This window comes from Mesorhizobium vachelliae, assembly GCF_033977325.1.
GTDB lineage: Bacteria > Pseudomonadota > Alphaproteobacteria > Rhizobiales > Rhizobiaceae > Mesorhizobium > Mesorhizobium vachelliae.
Map to the genome: position 1 here is coordinate 41275 of NZ_JAVIIR010000008.1, position 16816 is coordinate 58090.

Below are 16816 nucleotides of genomic sequence, written 5' to 3' on the forward strand. Positions count from 1 at the left end.
GCGCGACCATCTTGTCCGAAAACCGGTTCCACTTCCGCGGATCATGGGTTAGGACGGGCGTCTGGACGAGGTACCCCATGGCTCATCGCAATTGGCTGACTGCGGTCGCGCTCTGCGCCGCGATTGTTTTCGCCGCCTGTTTCATCGCCGCGAAGCCGAGTTCGGCGGATGCGATGCTGCTGCCCATCGACCGGACCCCGCTTGTGGTGTCGACCGGCTCGGGCGAGCGCTCCTTCTCCATCGAGATCGCCGACACCTCCGCCGAACGCGAGGCCGGCCTGATGTTTCGCCAGACGATGGCCGACGATCACGGCATGTTGTTCGTCTTCGAACGGACAGACGAGGTGGATTTCTGGATGAAGAACACGCCGATGGCGCTCGACCTCATCTTCATCGGCCAGGACGGCAGGATCAAAGCCATCAAGCGCGGCGAGCCCGAATCCGAAGCGATCATCTCGCCCGGACAGCCGGTGCGTTTCGTGCTTGAGCTGAAAGCAGGCACCGCAGCCAAGGACGGCATCAAGGAAGGCGATCTCTTGCGCCATCCGGCTATCGGCTCAAGTTCCAACTGAGAAGCAGTTTTGCCGATGGATTTCTTTTCGCATGACGGTTTCGAGCTTGCCTATCTCGATCGCCAGCCGGCATCGGGGCAGGGCGACCCCGTGCTGATGATCCATGGCTTTGCCTCCAGCCATTATGTCAACTGGGTCTCGCCGGGCTGGTTCAAGACGCTGAACGACGCCGGCTACCGGGCGATCGCCTTTGACCATCGCGGCCACGGCTCGTCGTCGAAGAGTTATGACGAGGCCGACTACACGCCGCAAAAGATGGCGGCCGACGCGGCCGCGCTGCTCGATCACCTCGGCATCGAGCGCGCGCATGTCATGGGTTATTCGATGGGCGCGCGCGTCTCGGCTTTCCTGGCGCTCTCCGATCCGGAGAAGGTCGCGACGCTGGTGTTCGGCGGCCTCGGCATCGGCATGGTCGACGGCGTCGGCGACTGGGACCCGATCGCGGCCGCCCTGCTGGCGGAGGATCCCTCACAGACCACGCATCCGCGCGGCCGCTCGTTCCGCGCCTTCGCCGACCAGACGCGCAGCGACCGGCGCGCGCTCGCGGCCTGCATCGCAAAGTCGCGCGAGCTGCTCAGCGAGGACGACATGGCGCGCATCGCCCAGCCGACGCTGATAGCGGTCGGCACCAAGGACGATATCGGCGGCTCGCCGGACGAGCTTGCCGCTTTGATGCCCAACGCAAAGGCGTTTCACATTGAGGGCCGCGACCACATGCTCGCCGTCGGCGACAAGAGCTTCAAGCAGCGCGTGCTCGAGTTCTACGCCGAAAACCCCCTCTGAGCGCGCGGCGCTCCGCGTGGTCGATCTTCTCGTCACCTATATGGAGATGCTGGCGCCGCCGCAGGGCGCGCCGCTTGCGCCGCCTTTGGCCGACGCCATCGTGGCGCGCGAAAGGCTCGATATTTCCAGCTATCTAGATCTCTACCGAACGGTCGGCGGACCGGTGCAATGGGACCAGCGCCTGCGCATGCCCGAGGCGGACCTGGAAACGCTGCTTGCCAGCACCTTGACGCATATCCATGTGCTCAGCGTCGATGGTGAGGCGGCAGGCTTCTGCGAGTTCAACAATGTCTATGAAGCGGCCATCGAACTCGTCCACTTCGGATTGGTTCCGGCCTTTCAAGGCAAGCGGCTGGGGCCGTTCCTGCTCGACCGGGCCTTGCGCGCGGCGTGGTCGCGTCGGCCGCAAAGGCTTTGGCTTCACACCGACACCTATGACCATCCCGCGGCCCAGTCGGTGTACCGGCGTGCGGGGTTCAGAGCCTACGCCGAGGGGATGGAGACATTTTTCCGGACTAGCCGGAAAGGCGCTGCCCGTAATCGTCCTAGCCGCGCGCCCTCCTGTCGGCGAGGGACCTCGCCATGACGCACAGCAGCTCGAACATCATCGTCGCGCCGGCGAGCGCCGTCATGCCGCCAAGGTCGAATGGGGGCGCGACCTCTACCACATCGGCGCCGGCGAAGTTCAATCCGTCCAGCAATCGAACCATCTCCTGCGCCTCGCGGGTCGTGAAGCCGCCGAGCTCGGGCGTGCCGGTGCCGGGCGCCATGGACGGATCGATGCAATCGATGTCGAACGTCACATAGGTCGGGCTGTTACCGACGAGATCGCGCGCTTCCTGCATGACGGAAGCCGCGCCTCGGCGGACGAACTCTTCCATATAGATGATGCGTATCCCTTGAGACGTCGCCCAGTCGTGCTCGCCCGGTTCGTAGATCGAGCCTCTGATGCCGATCTGGACAACCCGCTTGGGGTCGAGCAGCCCTTCCTCGATCGCGCGCCGGAAAGGCGTTCCGTGCGTATAGGGATTGTCGCCGAAGTAGCGATCGTTCGTGTCGGAATGCGCGTCGAAGTGGATCATGCCGACCGGCGCCTTGCGGGCCACGGCGCGCAGCACCGGCAGCGTCGTCAGGTGATCGCCGCCGGCGGCGAGGGGAAGGGCTCCCTCAGCGACGATCGCGGCAATGCCGTCCTCGATGCGCTTCAACCCGTCGAGCAGGTTGATCGGATTGACCGAAACGTCGCCGACATCGGCGATATTGGCGATGCTGAACGGCTCGGTTCCCGAGACGTGATGGACGCGGCGCATCAGGCTCGACTGGTTCCTGATTTCACGCGGACCGTGGCGAGCGCCGGCCCGATTGGTCGTGCCGCCGTCCCATGGAATGCCGACAAGGGCGATGTCGAGCCCCTTCGCGCTCGGCACGGCCGGCAGCCGCATGAAGGTGGAAAGCCCGGCAAATCGTGGCACCTGCGCGGCATCGACGGGCTGGTGGAAGCTGTTCTGCATGGTCTCGGTCACCTCAGGCGAATTCACGTTTGACGATTTCGGCGATGCGCGTTTCGCAGTCGTTCAGTAGCCAGCGGCCCTTCTCGGCAGAGGAGCCTTCGGTGAGCGACAGCACGCCCGATGGTGGCACTTCCTCGGCAGGGCGAGGATAACGGTCATAGGGCTTGAAGCGGGCAGGGCCATCATGCAAGGCCCGGTCGAGATCGACGAGTTCCGGCCGCAATGCCAGCATCATCGAGGTTTCGATCACGCTTGCATGTTCCAATTCGATGCCGGGATAGCCATCGGGAAATACTCTGGCGAGGGTTTCGGGGCGAACCATTTCCCAATGATCGATACGCAGGATAGTCATGTCCGCGGCGCGGTCGCGACCGATCGCATCGAGCGCCAGTTCGATGCCCTCGATCGCCGGGCCGATGTTTTCGTAATGGCCGTTGAGCACCACGATGCGCCGTACCTGCTGGCGGTGCAGGTCGCAGATCACGTCCTTGACCAGAAGCGAAAAGGTGTGCGCGGTGATGTTGATCGTGCCGGGAAAGGCCGGGCCGCCGCCGGTTCTCGGCTGCGAGCGATTGCCGTAAGCGATCGTCGGCGCGACGAGGCCGCCCACTTGCGATGCCACATTGGCGGCAATGGCGGTCGGGATGACGACGTCGACGTTCATCGCCATATGGTGGCCATGCTGCTCGGTCGAGCCAAGCGGCAGGAAAACCGGCGCGCCGGCCGCTATCCTTCTTTGGGCTTCGGGCCAAGGCAACTCGGCCAGGAAAACGCTGTCCATCATGATCTTTCCCATCTCAAAGCATGGCCGCGCCGCCATTGGCGCCGAGGCATTGTCCGGTGAAGAACGTCGCGCCCGGACCGGCGAGGAAGACGACAGCCGCGGCAATTTCCTCGGGCCTGCCGATCCGGCGCAGCGGGTGCATGGTCTCCTGGGCCTGCTGGCTTTCGCTGAGGGCATCGAAGCCCAGCAGCGGGGTGTCGGTCGGTCCCGGCGCCACGGCGTTGACGAGGATACGCGGCGCGAGTTCCCGCGCCCAGGAACGGGTGAGGCCGAGCAAGGCGGCCTTGGTGGCGCAATAGACCGAAGCCTCGGCGCGGCCGAGATAGGCGAGTTCCGAAGCGATGTTGATGATGCGGCCACCCTCGGAGAGATGCGGCAGCGTCTCCCGCGTCATCAGGATGGCGCCGCGGACGTTGACCGCGAACATGCGATCCACGTGGTCAGCCGAAATCCGGTCGAGCGGTGCTTCCTGAAGGATGCCGGCATTGTTGACCAATATATCGCAGCCCCCGAGCCGGCGCGCGCCTTCGGCGGCGGCACCGACGATATCGCCTTCTTTCGCGAGGTCGCAGGCAAGGATGGGCATGTCCCGCTCGGATCCGATCAGATCCAGCCCGATGACCGTGGCGCCGGCTTCCCGCAGCGCCAGCGCCGTCGCCCGTCCGATCCCGCTGGCGGCGCCGGTGACCAGCGAGCGCTTTCCGTGCAGTGCAGCTACCAAGGCACTTCTCCCCTGTCGACGCCGAGCGATTGTCCGGTGATGTTGGCGGCAAGGTCAGAGGCCAGGAAGAGGTAGGTGCCGGCGACGTCATCCGGCGCCATGAGACCGGGCAGCGCCTGGCCATCGACAATCGCGTCGAGCAGCTCGGCCTCGCCGCGGCCGTCGTGCTCGGCCATGCGGCCGAGCGAGCGCATGGAAGCCTCGGTCCGTACCCAGCCAGGGCAAACGGCGTTGACGCGAATGCCTTTCGAGCCGAGCTCCCTGGCCCAGGTTTTCGTCAGGCCGATGATGGCGTGCTTCGAGGCCACATAGGCGCCGAACCTCGCCTCGGCGACGCGCCCCCAGATCGAGGCCGTGTTGAGGATCGAACCGCCAGCCGGCATGCGCGGCAAGGCTCGCGCCGTCACGAGGGCGGTGCCGATCACATTGATCTCGACGATGCGGCGGAACGCAGCCTCATTGTCGTCGCCCGCGTCATCGACCGGCGTCATCAGCTCGAGGCCGGCATTGTTGACGAGCACGTCGATGCGGGCGATCGGGGCGAGCGCCGCCGCAACCGCCTCGCGATCGGCAATGTCGGCCTCGGCGCCGGTGGCATTCAGTTCACGCGCCCGCTCATGGATGGCCGCATCGTTGGCGATCAGGTGCAGCGTGGCGCCAGCCTGCGCGAAGCGGCGCGCTATGCCGAGCCCGATGCCGCGGCTCGCCCCCGTGATCACCACGACCTTGCCGGAGAAGGAGAGGCTCATACCGCTGTCCCGGTCTCATTGCGGATCAGATGCAGCACCTTGTTGCGCAGCTCGAAGAACTTCTGCGTTTCGCGGATTTCGAGCGGCCGCTGCGGGCCTAGCTCGGCCGCCACGTCGATATCGGCGACGACCGAGGCGGGCCGGCGCGAGAACAGGATGATCCGGTCGGCGAGGAACACCGCTTCCTCGACATCGTGCGTGACGAAGATGACGGTCTTTTCCTCGCGGATCTGGATCAGCCGCAACTCGACCTGCAGGCGCTCGCGCGTCAGCGCATCGAGCGCGCCGAAGGGCTCGTCCATAAGGAGCACGTCGGAACCGGCGGCAAGCGTGCGCGCTATGGCGACGCGCTGGCGCATCCCGCCGGAAATCCGGTTCGGATAGGAAGCGGCAAAGTCGGCAAGCCCGAACAGGTCCAGATAGTGGCGCGTGCGCTCCGACTTTTGCGCCGACGTGATGTCGCCGCGGTAGCGCATGCCGAAGGCGATGTTGCGTTCGACCGTCAGCCAAGGGAAGGACGAGTAGGACTGGAACACCATGCCGCGCCGCCGGTCGGGCCGCACGACCTTCTCGCCGCCAAGCAGGATGGAGCCGGAAGTCGGATCGTCGAGCCCGCCGACCATTCTCATCAGCGTGGTCTTGCCGCAGCCCGACGGGCCGAGAAAGACGACCAGCGAGTTGCGTTCCAGGCCGAGATTGGTTTTCCGCACCACTTCGACAGAGCCGAAGGACTTCGCCGTGTCGGCGAACTGGACATAAGCGCTCATCGTCTTGCCCTCACAGATACCGGAACAGCCGGCGGTGAAGCAGGCGAAGCAACTGGTCGGTGACGAGGCCGATCAGCCCGATGACGACGACTCCGGCCATGACCTCGGGCGTCTTGACGAAGCGGCGTGCTGTCCAGATCACATAGCCGATGCCGGAATCGGCGGCGACGATCTCGGCGATGATCAGGTAGGTCCAGCACCAGCCCAGCGTGATGCGCAGGTTGTCGATCAGCGTTGGTCCCATCCAGCGCAGCGCGACGTCCGTCATCACTTGCCGCGAGTTGGCGCCGACAGTGCGAGCGACCTCGACGAATTCCTGCGGCACCCGTCGCATGTCGTCGGCCACCAGCAGCACGAGTTGGAAGAATGTGCCCAGCCACAGCAGGAAAACCTTGGTTTCCTCGCCGACGCCGAACCAGATTATCGACAACGGCACCAGCGCTGGGACCGGAAGGTAGCGGATGAAGTCGATCATCGGCTCCAGCGCGGCGCCGATGATGCGATAGGAGCTCATCATGATGCCGATCGGGATCGCCATTGCCGCTGCCAGCAGGAACGCGATCCAGACGCGAGCGGTCGACACGGCAACGTGCCAGACGAGGTCCTGCTCGGTCAGCATCGTCCACAGGGCGGCGACCACCCGGGTGGGCGAGGGCAGGAATTGCGGCGCGATGACGCCGGACCGCGCGGCCGCCTCCCAGGCCGCCACCACCAGGAACGCCGCGGCGATGCCGACCGAAAGTTCCACCATCGGCGCCACGCGGCCGCGGAACACGAATAGATTGCTGAACAAAATCGCTATTCCTGGGTGACGTGGGAGCTGCGGTGCGTATCCGAAGACCTACTTCGCAGGCACTTTGTTGATCACCGAGTTGTCGATCTGGTCGGCGGCGATCAGCTTGTTGTCAGCGGCGCCGTTTTCCAGGTTGAGCTGCATGACGGTGTCGAAGATGTCGTGCAGGGTGCCTTTCTCGCCCGGCTTGCCCATGTAGGCGAGCGACTCGGAGAGCGTGGTGTAGGAAAGCGAGCCGTTGACGATCCCCTTCACCTCATCCGGCGTCAGCCCGAAATGCTTGGACGCCATCTCGGCGAACTTGTCCGGCTCGGCCTTGATGAAATCGACGGCTTCATAGATGCAGCCAAGGAAACGGGCATATTTGTCCGGATTGGCCTTGAGATCGTCGTTGCGCACGATGATCGCGTCGATGATGATGCCGCGATGATCCTTGGATGAGATCAGCATGCGCGCGCCCGGTCGGGTCGAGGCCTTGAGCGCCTGCGACATGAACGGCTCATAGGTGGCGATCGCGGCGATCGAGGGATCGACGAACACAGCGCCGGTGTCGGCGGAAGCGATATCCTTGATCTGAAGGTCTTTCAGCGACAGACCGGCCTGCTTCAGCTCCATCTGCAGCAGCAGGCGCGCGGGGATATTCGGCTCCGCGGCCACCACCTTGCCCTTAAGGTCGGCCACCGACTTGATGTTGTCGTCGGTGATCACGCCGTCGCCGCCGACGGATTCATCGATCGTGCCGATGATGATGCCGGGGGTCGAGGCGTCGCGGGGACGGCCCTGGTATTCGCCGACCGAACGCATCTGCAGCTCGATGTCGCCGCGCGCCATCGCCGCCATGACATTCGTCAGGTCGTCCTCGAACTTGATGCTGACATCGAGGTCCTTCTTGGCGAAACAGCCAAGATCGGAAGCAATGTGGACAGGTGCAAACCCCAGCCATGTGGGCGCCAGGATGCGGATCTGGTCGGCACTGAAGGCGGATTGCGCGCCGGCGAGCACGAGCGCGACGGACAAGGCGAAAGCCCTGGATGATTTCATGATCGTTCCCCAATGTTTTGTTTTGCGCAGGCTCGCGGCTTTCAACATTGATGTAAATGAGTTTATTTAGAACCATACATCGAATAATATCGATGTATGGTGGGGGAATGGCATGCGCCGGCTGGACAATATCGATATCCGCCTGCTTCGCGTCTTCGTGGCGCTGGCCGATTCCGGCGGTTTCGCGGCCGCCCAGATCACGCTCAATCTGTCGCAGCCGACACTGAGCACGCATCTGGCCGAACTGGAAAAGCGCATCGGCGCACAGCTCTGCCATCGCGGGCGCAAGCAATTCCGGCTGACCGAGGTCGGCCGGGCCACCTACGATGCCGCTCAGAAGCTGTTTCGCGACCTTGACGATTTCGGACATCGCATCAGTGCCGCCAGCGGCAGCCTGTCGGGGCGATTGCGGCTTGGCACCTCGGATGGCGTGTTCACCAGCGCGGAGCTTGGCATCCAACATGCCCTCGGCCGCTTCATGGGGCCGGATTCCGATGTCTTCATCGACCTGACGGTAGGCACGCCATCCGAACTCGAGCAACAGGTCGCGGACGGTGGCCGGGACATCGTCATCGGACCGCTGTCGCAAAAGGCGCCGGGCGTCGTTTATCGCGACTATTGCGGAGAGCCGCATCTCCTCTATTGCGGGCGACGCCACCCGTTATTTGCCGTGCCGGATTCGGCAATCGACAAGGCGGCTATCGATAACGCCCGTTTTTCGGTCCGCAGCTACCGGCATTTCGATGACCTCTATCTTGTCGGCCATCCGCGCGCGAGCGCGTCGGTCGTCCATATGGAGGCACAGCTGATGCTGATCCTTTCGGGCAACTTCATCGGCTTCCTGCCTTGCCATTTCGCGGATCCCTGGGTGGCAGGGGGCGAAATGCGGGCGATCCGGCCGAGAGCCTACGCATTCAGCTCCATCCACCGCGTCGCCTATCGCAAGGCAGATGCCCAGAGTTTGCTGGTCCAAGCCTTTCTCGATGCGCTCTTCGACCCGGCGCAGGCAACGAAATCCGGGACCGGGCGCGATCCGGCAGTTGATGCTTGATCGATCAGGCCGGATTTTGCAGAGCCTGCAACGATCGGCTCAGGTTCTTTCTGGCTTGCGCCTCGTACCGCTGGCGGAATGGCTCAGAGCCGAAAATATGCGGGCGAGCCAGGAAGTTCTTCAAAACGGCCGCGCGGCCGGCGCGCCACATCGGCTCCTCCACCCAGCCATATTCCAGTCGGACCGCCTTCTCGTAAGCATCGAACACCGCGGGTTCGGCGCCGAGGATCGCCAGATCCATGTCGAGCAAAAGGGCCGCATCGTTGAGCGCATTCTCGTCGTGGAATGGCGGCAATTGGTGGGTGGCGGTGGCGTTGATCATCGCCGCGATGCGGGTAAGGCGATGAGGACTGGCGCGCCCGGCGAGCCTTTTCTCGGCCAGTTCGGCGCTCTTTGCCTCATTGTCCTTGGCACGGCTGTCATAGATGGCGTCGTGGAACCAGATCGCCGCCTCGACAGCCTGCGGATCGTCAAGAAGATGCCGGTATTCGGCCGCCAGCGCGAGCATCGCTTGGATATGCGCCAGGCCGTGGTAGTGGCGATCCGCGGCCTGATAGAGCGCGGAAAGCTCGCTTTTCAGCGCTTCGTCGATCAAGGGTTCGTTTTCCATCGTCGCTTGAATTTGCGTGAACCAGGTCCATTTGACAAAGCACTAAGGAAAATTGAGTTCAACCGTGCTATGATCTGGCCTATATGTGCCGCCGGAGAATGAGCAAGGCCGGAGAGCGTCGATGAACAGCGTTACGATTGCCCGCCCCAGCATGGTGCAGCCGGTCGACCCGATCTGGCGGTCGATCCGCGATGAGGCGATGGAGGCGGTCAACCGCGATCCGCTGCTTGCGGCCTTCCTCTATTCGACCATCCTCAACCAGGAGAGCCTGGAAGAGGCGGTGATCCACCGGCTGGCCGAGCGCCTGGCGCATCAGGATATCGGCTCCGATCTCATCCGCCAGACCTTCAAGGCGATGCTGGACGACGATCCGGAGTGGAGCTCGACGGTTCGCGTCGACATCCAGGCCTATTACGATCGCGATCCGGCCTGCGACCGCTTCATCATGCCGGTTCTCTATTTCAAGGGTTTTCACGCCATCCAGACGCACCGGCTGGCGCATTGGCTGTGGAACCAGGGTCGCCGGGACTTCGCGCTCTATTTGCAGAGCCGCTCGTCCTCGGTGTTCCAGACCGACATCAACCCGGCCGCCCGCATCGGCAAGGGCATCTTCCTCGACCACGCCACCGGCCTGGTCGTCGGCCAGACGGCCGTCATCGAGGATGATGTCTCGATCCTGCACGGGGTGACTTTGGGCGGCACCGGCAAGGCCAATGGCGACCGCCATCCGAAGATCCGCCGCGGCGTGCTGATCGGCGCCGGCGCCAAGATCCTCGGCAATATCGAGATCGGTCATTGCTCGAAGATCGCCGCCGGCTCGGTGGTGCTGTCGCCTGTGCCGCACAACAAGACGGTCGCCGGCGTGCCCGCGCGCGTCGTGGGGGAAACCGGCTGCGACCAGCCCTCGCGGCAGATGGATCAGCTCCTGCCGTCGCAGAGCATGGACCACGTGGTCAGCTTCGACATCTGACCTCCGCCATCCTCGGGAACCGCCGAAATCCGGGCCGCCAGGTTCGGCCGCTTTTGTCCTATGCAATTGTCCCGGCTTGCCTTTACATGGCCATCGTTGGCGTGTCAGAAGCGCGTTCCATCGAACGAGACCGACATTTCGGAGAAGACTTTTGAAGCCTGACGAGATCAGAAAGCTCGACGCCTATTTCAAGCGCGTCTTCCAAAACCCCAAGCTGCAGGTGAAGGCGCGTCCGCGCAAGGAAGACTCGGCCGAGGTCTATGTCGGCGACGAATTCCTCGGCATCGTCTTCAAGGACGAAGACGACGGCGACTATAATTTCTCGATGGCGATCCTCGACATCGATCTGGCCTGATCAGGCTCAGTTCCGGGCTGGGCGTGCGCATAGCCGCCGCCCGGCCGTCCAGGCGGATATCGCCTAAAGCGCGTCGCGATCCTTCAGATTCGCTCCATGCGCTTAGGTCTTTGATTTTATGCATGTCTTTGTCCCGAAACCGGTTCCCACGTTCGGGAGACATGCTTTAGTCCTGGCAGTGCCGCGGGATATGCACCCGCCGCCAGCTGGTCGAACCTTCCCGCACCACCACTCTACGCGCCACCGTCCCGTATGAGGGCGGGATTTCCCGGATGCGGACTTGCTGCGGCCGCACCAGCACTTCGTGGGCAACCGCTTCAAACTCCGCCGGCTGAACGACGCGCCGGACGCGCTCCGGCTGGATCACGACCGTTTCCGCGACGCGCGCGTAGCGGGCCTTGCGCCATACCTTGCACAGCACCTTGCGGCCATGGATGGTGCGCCACTCCCAAGCATAGCCGCCATCGTCGACCTTGACCTTGTGATAGACGGTGTGCGTCACCGCCGGCACGGTCTCATAGCTGACGCGCGGCGGCGCGATCTGGTCCACGCTTTGGTAGGTGCCGTAGATCGGCGCGTCATAATCGACCACCTGCCCGCCAGGGTTCAGCATCACGTCCTCGTAGACGGTGTCGTAAAGTGCCGGCCTGTGGATCGGCTCATAGCATTCGAGCGCGCGGCTGCCGGCTGCGGTTTCACAGATGCTGGCAAGCATCGCGACGGCCGCCAGCAATGCGGAGCTTTTGCGGATCATAACATTCCCCCGTTGAAAAAGGACGCCTTCACAACGCAGGATTTTAGCGGAAGGTCCCGGGGGCGACAGCGATTTCGAGGCTTTTCGTTAAGCGGCGCGGTTAAGGAATTGCTACCTTGCCGATGGCTCGGTCCGGTCAGCCGGACCGAGCCCGCGTCGCAGGGCCAATTCGCCCGGGTTTTCCCTGGTGCCGCGACGCTTTACTCGACTTAACCAGATGGCTAGGAGAGGCGGCCTTGCGCTAGGGTGAGCCGGCATCCTATTTAGGGCATAACCGATCCTGCACGATTCCGCGCGATTGCTGATAATACCAAGGTGCCGGAATCCATCTCCAACAAGGGTAGTCCATGAAGAACCCCGTTGAAACCTACATGAACCTCGTTCCGATGGTGGTCGAGCAGACCAACCGCGGCGAGCGTGCCTATGACATTTTCTCGCGCTTGTTGAAGGAACGCATCATCTTCATCACCGGCCCGGTCGAGGACGGGATGGCGACGCTGGTTTGTGCACAGCTTTTGTTCCTCGAGGCGGAGAACCCCAAGAAGGAAATCAACCTCTACATCAATTCGCCGGGCGGCGTCGTCACCTCGGGCATGGCGATCTACGACACCATGCAGTTCATCAAGCCGGCGGTGTCGACGCTCTGCATCGGCCAGGCCGCCTCGATGGGCTCGCTGCTTCTGACCGCCGGCCATAAGGACATGCGTTTCGCCACGCCGAACGCCCGGATCATGGTCCACCAGCCGTCCGGCGGCTTCCAGGGTCAGGCTTCGGACATCGAACGTCATGCGCAGGACATCATCAAGCTGAAGCGCCGCCTGAACGAGGTCTATGTCAAGCACACCGGCAAGAGCTATGACGAGATCGAGAGGACGCTCGACCGCGACCACTTCATGACCGCGGACGAGGCCAGGGACTTCGGTCTGATCGACAAGGTGATATCGAGCCGCGAGGCTACCGAGGCAACCGCAGCTTCGGCCTGACATCGACAGCAAATGACAGCATAACGCGGTTTTGGCGCGTCTTGCGGCATTTCGGCCACAATTGGCTGTTCCCTCAGGCGCTGGGATTGCCTACGTTAAGGCTATGTTGATTTTCGACGGCTTAGCTTTGCGTGGGGTTGCTGCGAATCATTGCCGCGTTTTCTGAATTGTGTTTCGTACGGAATGCGCTGTGTGAGCCGGGACACTGGCGGTGGCGGATTCCCGCGATAGATTGGTGAGACGTCACTCCATGCCAGGCGATCGGCGGGAGTCGGTGAAAGGACAGAAAAATGAGCAAGGTCAGCAACGGCGGCGGTGATTCAAAGAACACGCTTTACTGCTCGTTTTGCGGCAAGAGCCAGCACGAAGTCCGCAAGCTGATCGCCGGGCCGACGGTCTTCATCTGCGACGAGTGCGTCGAGCTGTGCATGGACATCATCCGCGAGGAGAACAAGACCTCGATGGTGAAGTCGCGCGAAGGCGTGCCGACCCCACAGGAGATCCTCAAGGTCCTCGACGACTATGTCATCGGCCAGCCCTATGCCAAGCGCGTGCTGTCGGTGGCGGTCCACAATCACTACAAGCGCCTGGCGCATGCCGGCAAGAACAACGATGTCGAGCTGGCGAAGTCGAACATCCTGCTGATCGGTCCGACCGGCTGCGGCAAGACGCTGCTTGCGCAGACGCTCGCCCGTATCATCGACGTGCCGTTCACCATGGCCGACGCCACGACGCTGACCGAGGCCGGTTACGTCGGCGAGGACGTCGAGAACATCATCCTGAAGCTATTGCAGTCGGCCGACTACAATGTCGAGCGCGCGCAGCGCGGCATCGTCTATATCGACGAAATCGACAAGATCTCGCGCAAGTCTGACAATCCCTCGATCACCCGCGACGTGTCGGGCGAGGGCGTGCAGCAGGCGCTGCTCAAGATCATGGAAGGCACCGTCGCCTCGGTGCCGCCGCAGGGCGGCCGCAAGCACCCGCAGCAGGAATTCCTGCAGGTCGACACCGCCAACATCCTGTTCATCTGCGGCGGCGCCTTCGCGGGGCTGGACAAGATCATCTCGGATCGCGGCCGCAAGACCTCGATCGGCTTCGGCGCGACGGTGGCCTCGCCCGAGGATCGGCGCACCGGCGACCTGTTCCGCCAGGTCGAGCCGGAAGATCTGCTGAAATTCGGCCTGATCCCCGAATTCGTTGGCCGTCTGCCGGTTCTGGCGACGCTGGAAGACCTCGACGAGCCGGCGCTGATCCAGATCCTGACCGAGCCGAAGAACGCGCTGGTCAAGCAGTACCAGCGGCTGTTCGAGATGGAGAATGTCGACCTGACCTTCCACGAGAACGCCCTGTCGGCGATCGCCAAGCGCGCCATCGAGCGCAAGACCGGCGCGCGCGGCCTGCGCTCCATCATGGAAGCGATCCTGCTCGACACCATGTTCGAGCTTCCGGCGCTGGAAGGCGTGCGCGAGGTGGTGATTTCGGAAGAAGTGGTGTCCGGCAACGCCCGGCCGCTCTACATCTATTCCGAGCAGAAGGAAAAGAAGGGCAATGTCAGCGCCTGAAATGGCACTGGACCGTCGATTTTCGTGGAACGGCGCCCGCGTGGCGCCGTTTTGCTGTCAAAGGCGGGGAGGCGGGCAGTGGAACGGCTCGAGCGACCATGCTAACCCTTGATCTTTGCCCCGGCTGCATCCACCTAACAGCAGAAGGCCGAGGCGCCGAATTCTGTGCTGTAAAACTCCCGTCACAAACGGTGGTAGGCGGAACGACACTCGGTCGTTAATATGAGATTCGCGGTTGGCTAAAATTAGCGGCCGCGACATGAAAGGTTGGACAATGGCCAAGATATCCAAGGCTTCCGGCGACGGCGTTTTCGCAGTCCTCCCACTGCGCGATATCGTCGTGTTCCCGCATATGATCGTTCCGCTCTTCGTGGGCCGTGAAAAGTCGATCAAGGCGCTGGAAGAGGTGATGGGTCAGGAAAAGCAGATCCTGCTCGCCACCCAGATGAATGCAGCCGACGACGATCCCGAACCCGATGCGATCTTCGACATCGGCACGCTCGCCAATGTGCTGCAGCTCTTGAAGCTGCCCGACGGCACCGTGAAGGTTCTGGTCGAGGGCGCCTCGCGCGCCAAGATCGTCTCGTTCACCGATCGCCCCGATTTCCATGAAGCCCGCGCCACGGCGTTGGCCGAGCCGGAGGAGGAAGAGGTCGAGATCGAGGCGCTTGCCCGCTCGGTCGTCACCGACTTCGAGAATTACGTCAAGCTGAACAAGAAGATCTCGCCCGAAGTGGTGGGCGCGGCCAGCCAGATCGACGACTATTCCAAGCTCGCCGATACGGTTGCCTCGCATCTCGCCATCAAGATCCCCGAGAAGCAGGAGATGCTCGCTACGCTTTCCGTCAAGGAGCGCCTGGAGAAGGCGATGGGCTTCATGGAGGCCGAAATCTCCGTGCTCCAGGTGGAAAAGCGAATCCGCTCGCGCGTCAAGCGCCAGATGGAGAAGACGCAGCGCGAGTACTACCTCAACGAGCAGATGAAGGCGATCCAGAAGGAGCTCGGCGAGGGCGAGGACGGCCGCGACGAGGCCGCCGAGATCGAGGCGCGCATCAAGAAGACCAAGCTCTCCAAGGAGGCCCGCGAGAAGGCGGAAGCCGAGTTGAAGAAGCTGCGCTCGATGTCGCCGATGTCGGCTGAATCGACGGTGGTGCGCAACTATCTCGACTGGCTGCTGTCGATCCCGTGGGGCAAGAACTCCAAGGTCAAGCAGGACCTGAACTATGCGCAGGACGTGCTCGACGCCGACCATTTCGGCCTCGACAAGGTCAAGGAGCGCATCGTCGAGTATCTCGCCGTGCAGAGCCGCCAGAAGAAGATCAAGGGGCCGATCCTGTGTCTCGTCGGACCGCCCGGCGTCGGCAAGACCTCGCTTGGCAAGTCGATCGCCAAGGCGACCGGCCGCGAGTTCATCCGTATGGCGCTCGGCGGCGTGCGTGACGAGGCCGAGATCCGTGGCCACAGGCGGACCTATATCGGCTCGATGCCCGGCAAGGTCATCCAGTCGATGAAGAAGGCCAAGAAGTCCAACCCGCTCTTCCTGCTCGACGAGATCGACAAGATGGGCCAGGACTTCCGCGGCGATCCGTCATCGGCCCTGCTCGAAGTGCTCGATCCGGAGCAGAACTCGACGTTCATGGATCATTACCTCGAGGTCGAATACGACCTGTCGAGCGTGATGTTCGTGACGACGGCGAACACGCTGAACATCCCTGCGCCCCTGATGGACCGCATGGAGATCATCCGCATCGCCGGTTACACCGAGGACGAGAAGATCGAGATCGCCAAGCGTCACCTGATGCCCAAGGTGATCCGTGATCATGCCCTGCAGCCGAACGAGTTCTCGGTCGGCGAGGACGCGATCCGCGGCATCATCCAGACCTACACCCGGGAAGCCGGCGTGCGCAGCCTGGAGCGCGAGCTGATGAAGCTCGGGCGCAAGGCGGTGACCGAGATCCTGCGGACGAAGAAGAAGACGGTGAAGATCACGGCGGATAACCTCGCCGATTATCTCGGCGTGCCGCGCTTCCGCTTCGGCCAGGTCGAGGCCGACGATCAGGTCGGCGTGGTCACGGGGCTTGCCTGGACGGAGGTCGGCGGCGAGCTGCTGACGATCGAAGGCGTCATGATGCCCGGCAAGGGCCGCATGACGGTGACCGGCAATCTGCGCGACGTGATGAAGGAATCGATCTCGGCGGCGGCTTCCTACGTCCGCTCCCGGGCGCTCGATTTCGGCATCGAGCCGCCGCTGTTCGACAAGCGCGACATCCACGTCCACTTGCCGGAAGGCGCGACCCCGAAGGACGGCCCGTCCGCAGGCGCCGCGATGGCCACGGCCATCGTGTCGGTGCTGACGGGTATCCCGGTCCGGGCCGATGTGGCGATGACGGGCGAGATCACGCTGCGTGGCCGCATCCTGCCGATCGGCGGCCTGAAGGAGAAGCTGCTCGCGGCATTGCGCGGCGGCATCAAGAAGGTCCTGATCCCGGAAGAGAACGTCAAGGATCTGGCGGACATTCCGGACAATGTGAAGAACGGCATGGAGATCGTCCCGGTCTCGCGGGTCGGCGAGGTGCTCGCGCACGCTCTGACCCGGATGCCGGAGCCGATCGAGTGGGTCGAGCCGGTCAATGCGCCGGCTTCGGTCGACACCGGCGACGATGCCGGAAAGTCGCTCGCGCACTAACAAATGTTAACGGTGCACTGCACAAAGAGAGAGCCGGGCCTCAAGCCCGGCTTTTTCATGTGAAAAAGCCATGAAAAAATGCGAGAAAGCCCGGAATTCCGCGGTTTTCGGCTTGGGTTCC

General features: G+C 63.1%; 18 protein-coding genes. 9 read left to right on the forward strand and 9 right to left on the reverse strand.

What is annotated here, in order from left to right; all coding sequences use genetic code 11:
- Positions 1 to 77: 77 nt before the first annotated feature.
- Genes RFM41_RS17865 through RFM41_RS17875 form a run of 3 tightly spaced genes read left to right on the forward strand, consistent with a single transcriptional unit; the run spans position 78 to position 1941 of the window.
- On the forward strand, positions 78 to 572 hold the full coding sequence (locus RFM41_RS17865) for a DUF192 domain-containing protein (RefSeq protein ID WP_320244784.1): 495 nt from the start codon (positions 78 to 80) through the stop codon (positions 570 to 572).
- A 15-nt stretch (positions 573 to 587) separates the two neighbouring features.
- The gene (locus RFM41_RS17870; protein ID WP_320244785.1) at positions 588 to 1355 is read left to right on the forward strand and encodes an alpha/beta fold hydrolase; all 768 of its coding nucleotides are present in this window, start codon (positions 588 to 590) and stop codon (positions 1353 to 1355) included.
- Between the two features lie 16 nt (positions 1356 to 1371).
- The gene (locus RFM41_RS17875; RefSeq protein WP_320244787.1) at positions 1372 to 1941 is read left to right on the forward strand and encodes a GNAT family N-acetyltransferase; all 570 of its coding nucleotides are present in this window, start codon (positions 1372 to 1374) and stop codon (positions 1939 to 1941) included.
- Here RFM41_RS17875 and speB read toward each other — a convergent pair.
- Genes speB through RFM41_RS17910 form a run of 7 tightly spaced genes read right to left on the reverse strand, consistent with a single transcriptional unit; the run spans position 1901 to position 7721 of the window.
- On the reverse strand, positions 1901 to 2866 hold the full coding sequence (gene speB, locus RFM41_RS17880; protein WP_320245475.1) for an agmatinase: 966 nt from the start codon (positions 2864 to 2866) through the stop codon (positions 1901 to 1903). The genes RFM41_RS17875 and speB overlap by 41 nt on opposite strands.
- A gap of 13 nt (positions 2867 to 2879) precedes the next feature.
- Complete coding sequence (locus RFM41_RS17885) at positions 2880 to 3650, reverse strand: creatininase (protein ID WP_320244789.1); 771 nt, start codon at positions 3648 to 3650, stop codon at positions 2880 to 2882.
- A gap of 13 nt (positions 3651 to 3663) precedes the next feature.
- Entirely contained in the window at positions 3664 to 4371 is a 708-nt protein-coding gene (locus tag RFM41_RS17890; RefSeq protein WP_320244791.1) for an SDR family NAD(P)-dependent oxidoreductase, read from the reverse strand.
- Entirely contained in the window at positions 4365 to 5120 is a 756-nt protein-coding gene (locus tag RFM41_RS17895) for an SDR family NAD(P)-dependent oxidoreductase (protein WP_320244792.1), read from the reverse strand. The genes RFM41_RS17890 and RFM41_RS17895 overlap by 7 nt, the downstream gene beginning before the upstream one ends.
- Positions 5117 to 5887 (reverse strand): ABC transporter ATP-binding protein, encoded by a 771-nt coding sequence (locus tag RFM41_RS17900; RefSeq protein ID WP_320244793.1) that lies wholly within the window; start codon positions 5885 to 5887, stop codon positions 5117 to 5119. The genes RFM41_RS17895 and RFM41_RS17900 overlap by 4 nt, the downstream gene beginning before the upstream one ends.
- Before the next feature lie 10 nt (positions 5888 to 5897).
- Positions 5898 to 6680, reverse strand: coding sequence for an ABC transporter permease (locus RFM41_RS17905; RefSeq protein WP_320244794.1), 783 nt, complete (start codon positions 6678 to 6680; stop codon positions 5898 to 5900).
- A 48-nt stretch (positions 6681 to 6728) separates the two neighbouring features.
- Positions 6729 to 7721, reverse strand: coding sequence for an ABC transporter substrate-binding protein (locus RFM41_RS17910; protein WP_320244796.1), 993 nt, complete (start codon positions 7719 to 7721; stop codon positions 6729 to 6731).
- Between the two features lie 112 nt (positions 7722 to 7833).
- Here RFM41_RS17910 and RFM41_RS17915 point away from each other — a divergent pair, with 112 nt between their 5' ends.
- The gene (locus RFM41_RS17915; RefSeq protein ID WP_320244797.1) at positions 7834 to 8772 is read left to right on the forward strand and encodes a LysR family transcriptional regulator; all 939 of its coding nucleotides are present in this window, start codon (positions 7834 to 7836) and stop codon (positions 8770 to 8772) included.
- 4 nt (positions 8773 to 8776) lie between these two features.
- Here RFM41_RS17915 and RFM41_RS17920 read toward each other — a convergent pair whose 3' ends face one another.
- A complete protein-coding gene (locus RFM41_RS17920; protein ID WP_320244799.1) occupies positions 8777 to 9382 on the reverse strand; it encodes an HD domain-containing protein in 606 nt (201 codons plus the stop codon).
- 121 nt (positions 9383 to 9503) lie between these two features.
- Between RFM41_RS17920 and cysE the strand changes: the two genes are divergently transcribed.
- Positions 9504 to 10352, forward strand: a complete 849-nt coding sequence (cysE, locus tag RFM41_RS17925; protein ID WP_041007130.1) for a serine O-acetyltransferase — start codon at positions 9504 to 9506, stop codon at positions 10350 to 10352.
- A 151-nt stretch (positions 10353 to 10503) separates the two neighbouring features.
- The gene (locus RFM41_RS17930; RefSeq protein ID WP_027166457.1) at positions 10504 to 10707 is read left to right on the forward strand and encodes a DUF3126 family protein; all 204 of its coding nucleotides are present in this window, start codon (positions 10504 to 10506) and stop codon (positions 10705 to 10707) included.
- A 166-nt stretch (positions 10708 to 10873) separates the two neighbouring features.
- Here RFM41_RS17930 and RFM41_RS17935 read toward each other — a convergent pair whose 3' ends face one another.
- Positions 10874 to 11461 carry a hypothetical protein gene (locus tag RFM41_RS17935; protein ID WP_320244801.1) on the reverse strand — a complete coding sequence of 196 codons (588 nt, stop codon included), beginning with the start codon at positions 11459 to 11461 and terminating at the stop codon, positions 10874 to 10876.
- Positions 11462 to 11808: 347 nt separating this feature from the next.
- Between RFM41_RS17935 and RFM41_RS17940 the strand changes: the two genes are divergently transcribed.
- The 3 genes from RFM41_RS17940 to lon all read left to right on the forward strand — a co-directional run bounded on the left by RFM41_RS17940 (position 11809) and on the right by lon (position 16695).
- Positions 11809 to 12444, forward strand: a complete 636-nt coding sequence (locus RFM41_RS17940; RefSeq protein ID WP_320244803.1) for an ATP-dependent Clp protease proteolytic subunit — start codon at positions 11809 to 11811, stop codon at positions 12442 to 12444.
- A 290-nt stretch (positions 12445 to 12734) separates the two neighbouring features.
- Positions 12735 to 14009 (forward strand): ATP-dependent Clp protease ATP-binding subunit ClpX, encoded by a 1275-nt coding sequence (gene clpX, locus RFM41_RS17945; RefSeq protein ID WP_040981372.1) that lies wholly within the window; start codon positions 12735 to 12737, stop codon positions 14007 to 14009.
- A 274-nt stretch (positions 14010 to 14283) separates the two neighbouring features.
- Positions 14284 to 16695, forward strand: coding sequence for an endopeptidase La (lon, locus tag RFM41_RS17950; RefSeq protein WP_320244809.1), 2412 nt, complete (start codon positions 14284 to 14286; stop codon positions 16693 to 16695).
- Positions 16696 to 16816 lie beyond the last annotated feature (121 nt).

Bases quoted from the DNA above. Each gene is read 5' to 3' on its own strand.
- RFM41_RS17940 (WP_320244803.1), top strand. From the start codon at position 11,809: ATGAAGAACCCCGTTGAAACCTACATGAACCTCGTTCCGATGGTGGTC.
- RFM41_RS17895 (WP_320244792.1), bottom strand. From the start codon at position 5,120: ATGAGCCTCTCCTTCTCCGGCAAGGTCGTGGTGATCACGGGGGCGAGC.
- RFM41_RS17870 (WP_320244785.1), top strand. From the start codon at position 588: ATGGATTTCTTTTCGCATGACGGTTTCGAGCTTGCCTATCTCGATCGC.
- cysE (WP_041007130.1), top strand. From the start codon at position 9,504: ATGAACAGCGTTACGATTGCCCGCCCCAGCATGGTGCAGCCGGTCGAC.
- speB (WP_320245475.1), bottom strand. From the start codon at position 2,866: ATGCAGAACAGCTTCCACCAGCCCGTCGATGCCGCGCAGGTGCCACGA.
- RFM41_RS17910 (WP_320244796.1), bottom strand. From the start codon at position 7,721: ATGAAATCATCCAGGGCTTTCGCCTTGTCCGTCGCGCTCGTGCTCGCC.
- RFM41_RS17885 (WP_320244789.1), bottom strand. From the start codon at position 3,650: ATGATGGACAGCGTTTTCCTGGCCGAGTTGCCTTGGCCCGAAGCCCAA.
- RFM41_RS17865 (WP_320244784.1), top strand. From the start codon at position 78: ATGGCTCATCGCAATTGGCTGACTGCGGTCGCGCTCTGCGCCGCGATT.
- RFM41_RS17915 (WP_320244797.1), top strand. From the start codon at position 7,834: ATGCGCCGGCTGGACAATATCGATATCCGCCTGCTTCGCGTCTTCGTG.
- clpX (WP_040981372.1), top strand. From the start codon at position 12,735: ATGAGCAAGGTCAGCAACGGCGGCGGTGATTCAAAGAACACGCTTTAC.
- RFM41_RS17900 (WP_320244793.1), bottom strand. From the start codon at position 5,887: ATGAGCGCTTATGTCCAGTTCGCCGACACGGCGAAGTCCTTCGGCTCT.
- lon (WP_320244809.1), top strand. From the start codon at position 14,284: ATGGCCAAGATATCCAAGGCTTCCGGCGACGGCGTTTTCGCAGTCCTC.
- RFM41_RS17920 (WP_320244799.1), bottom strand. From the start codon at position 9,382: ATGGAAAACGAACCCTTGATCGACGAAGCGCTGAAAAGCGAGCTTTCC.
- RFM41_RS17935 (WP_320244801.1), bottom strand. From the start codon at position 11,461: ATGATCCGCAAAAGCTCCGCATTGCTGGCGGCCGTCGCGATGCTTGCC.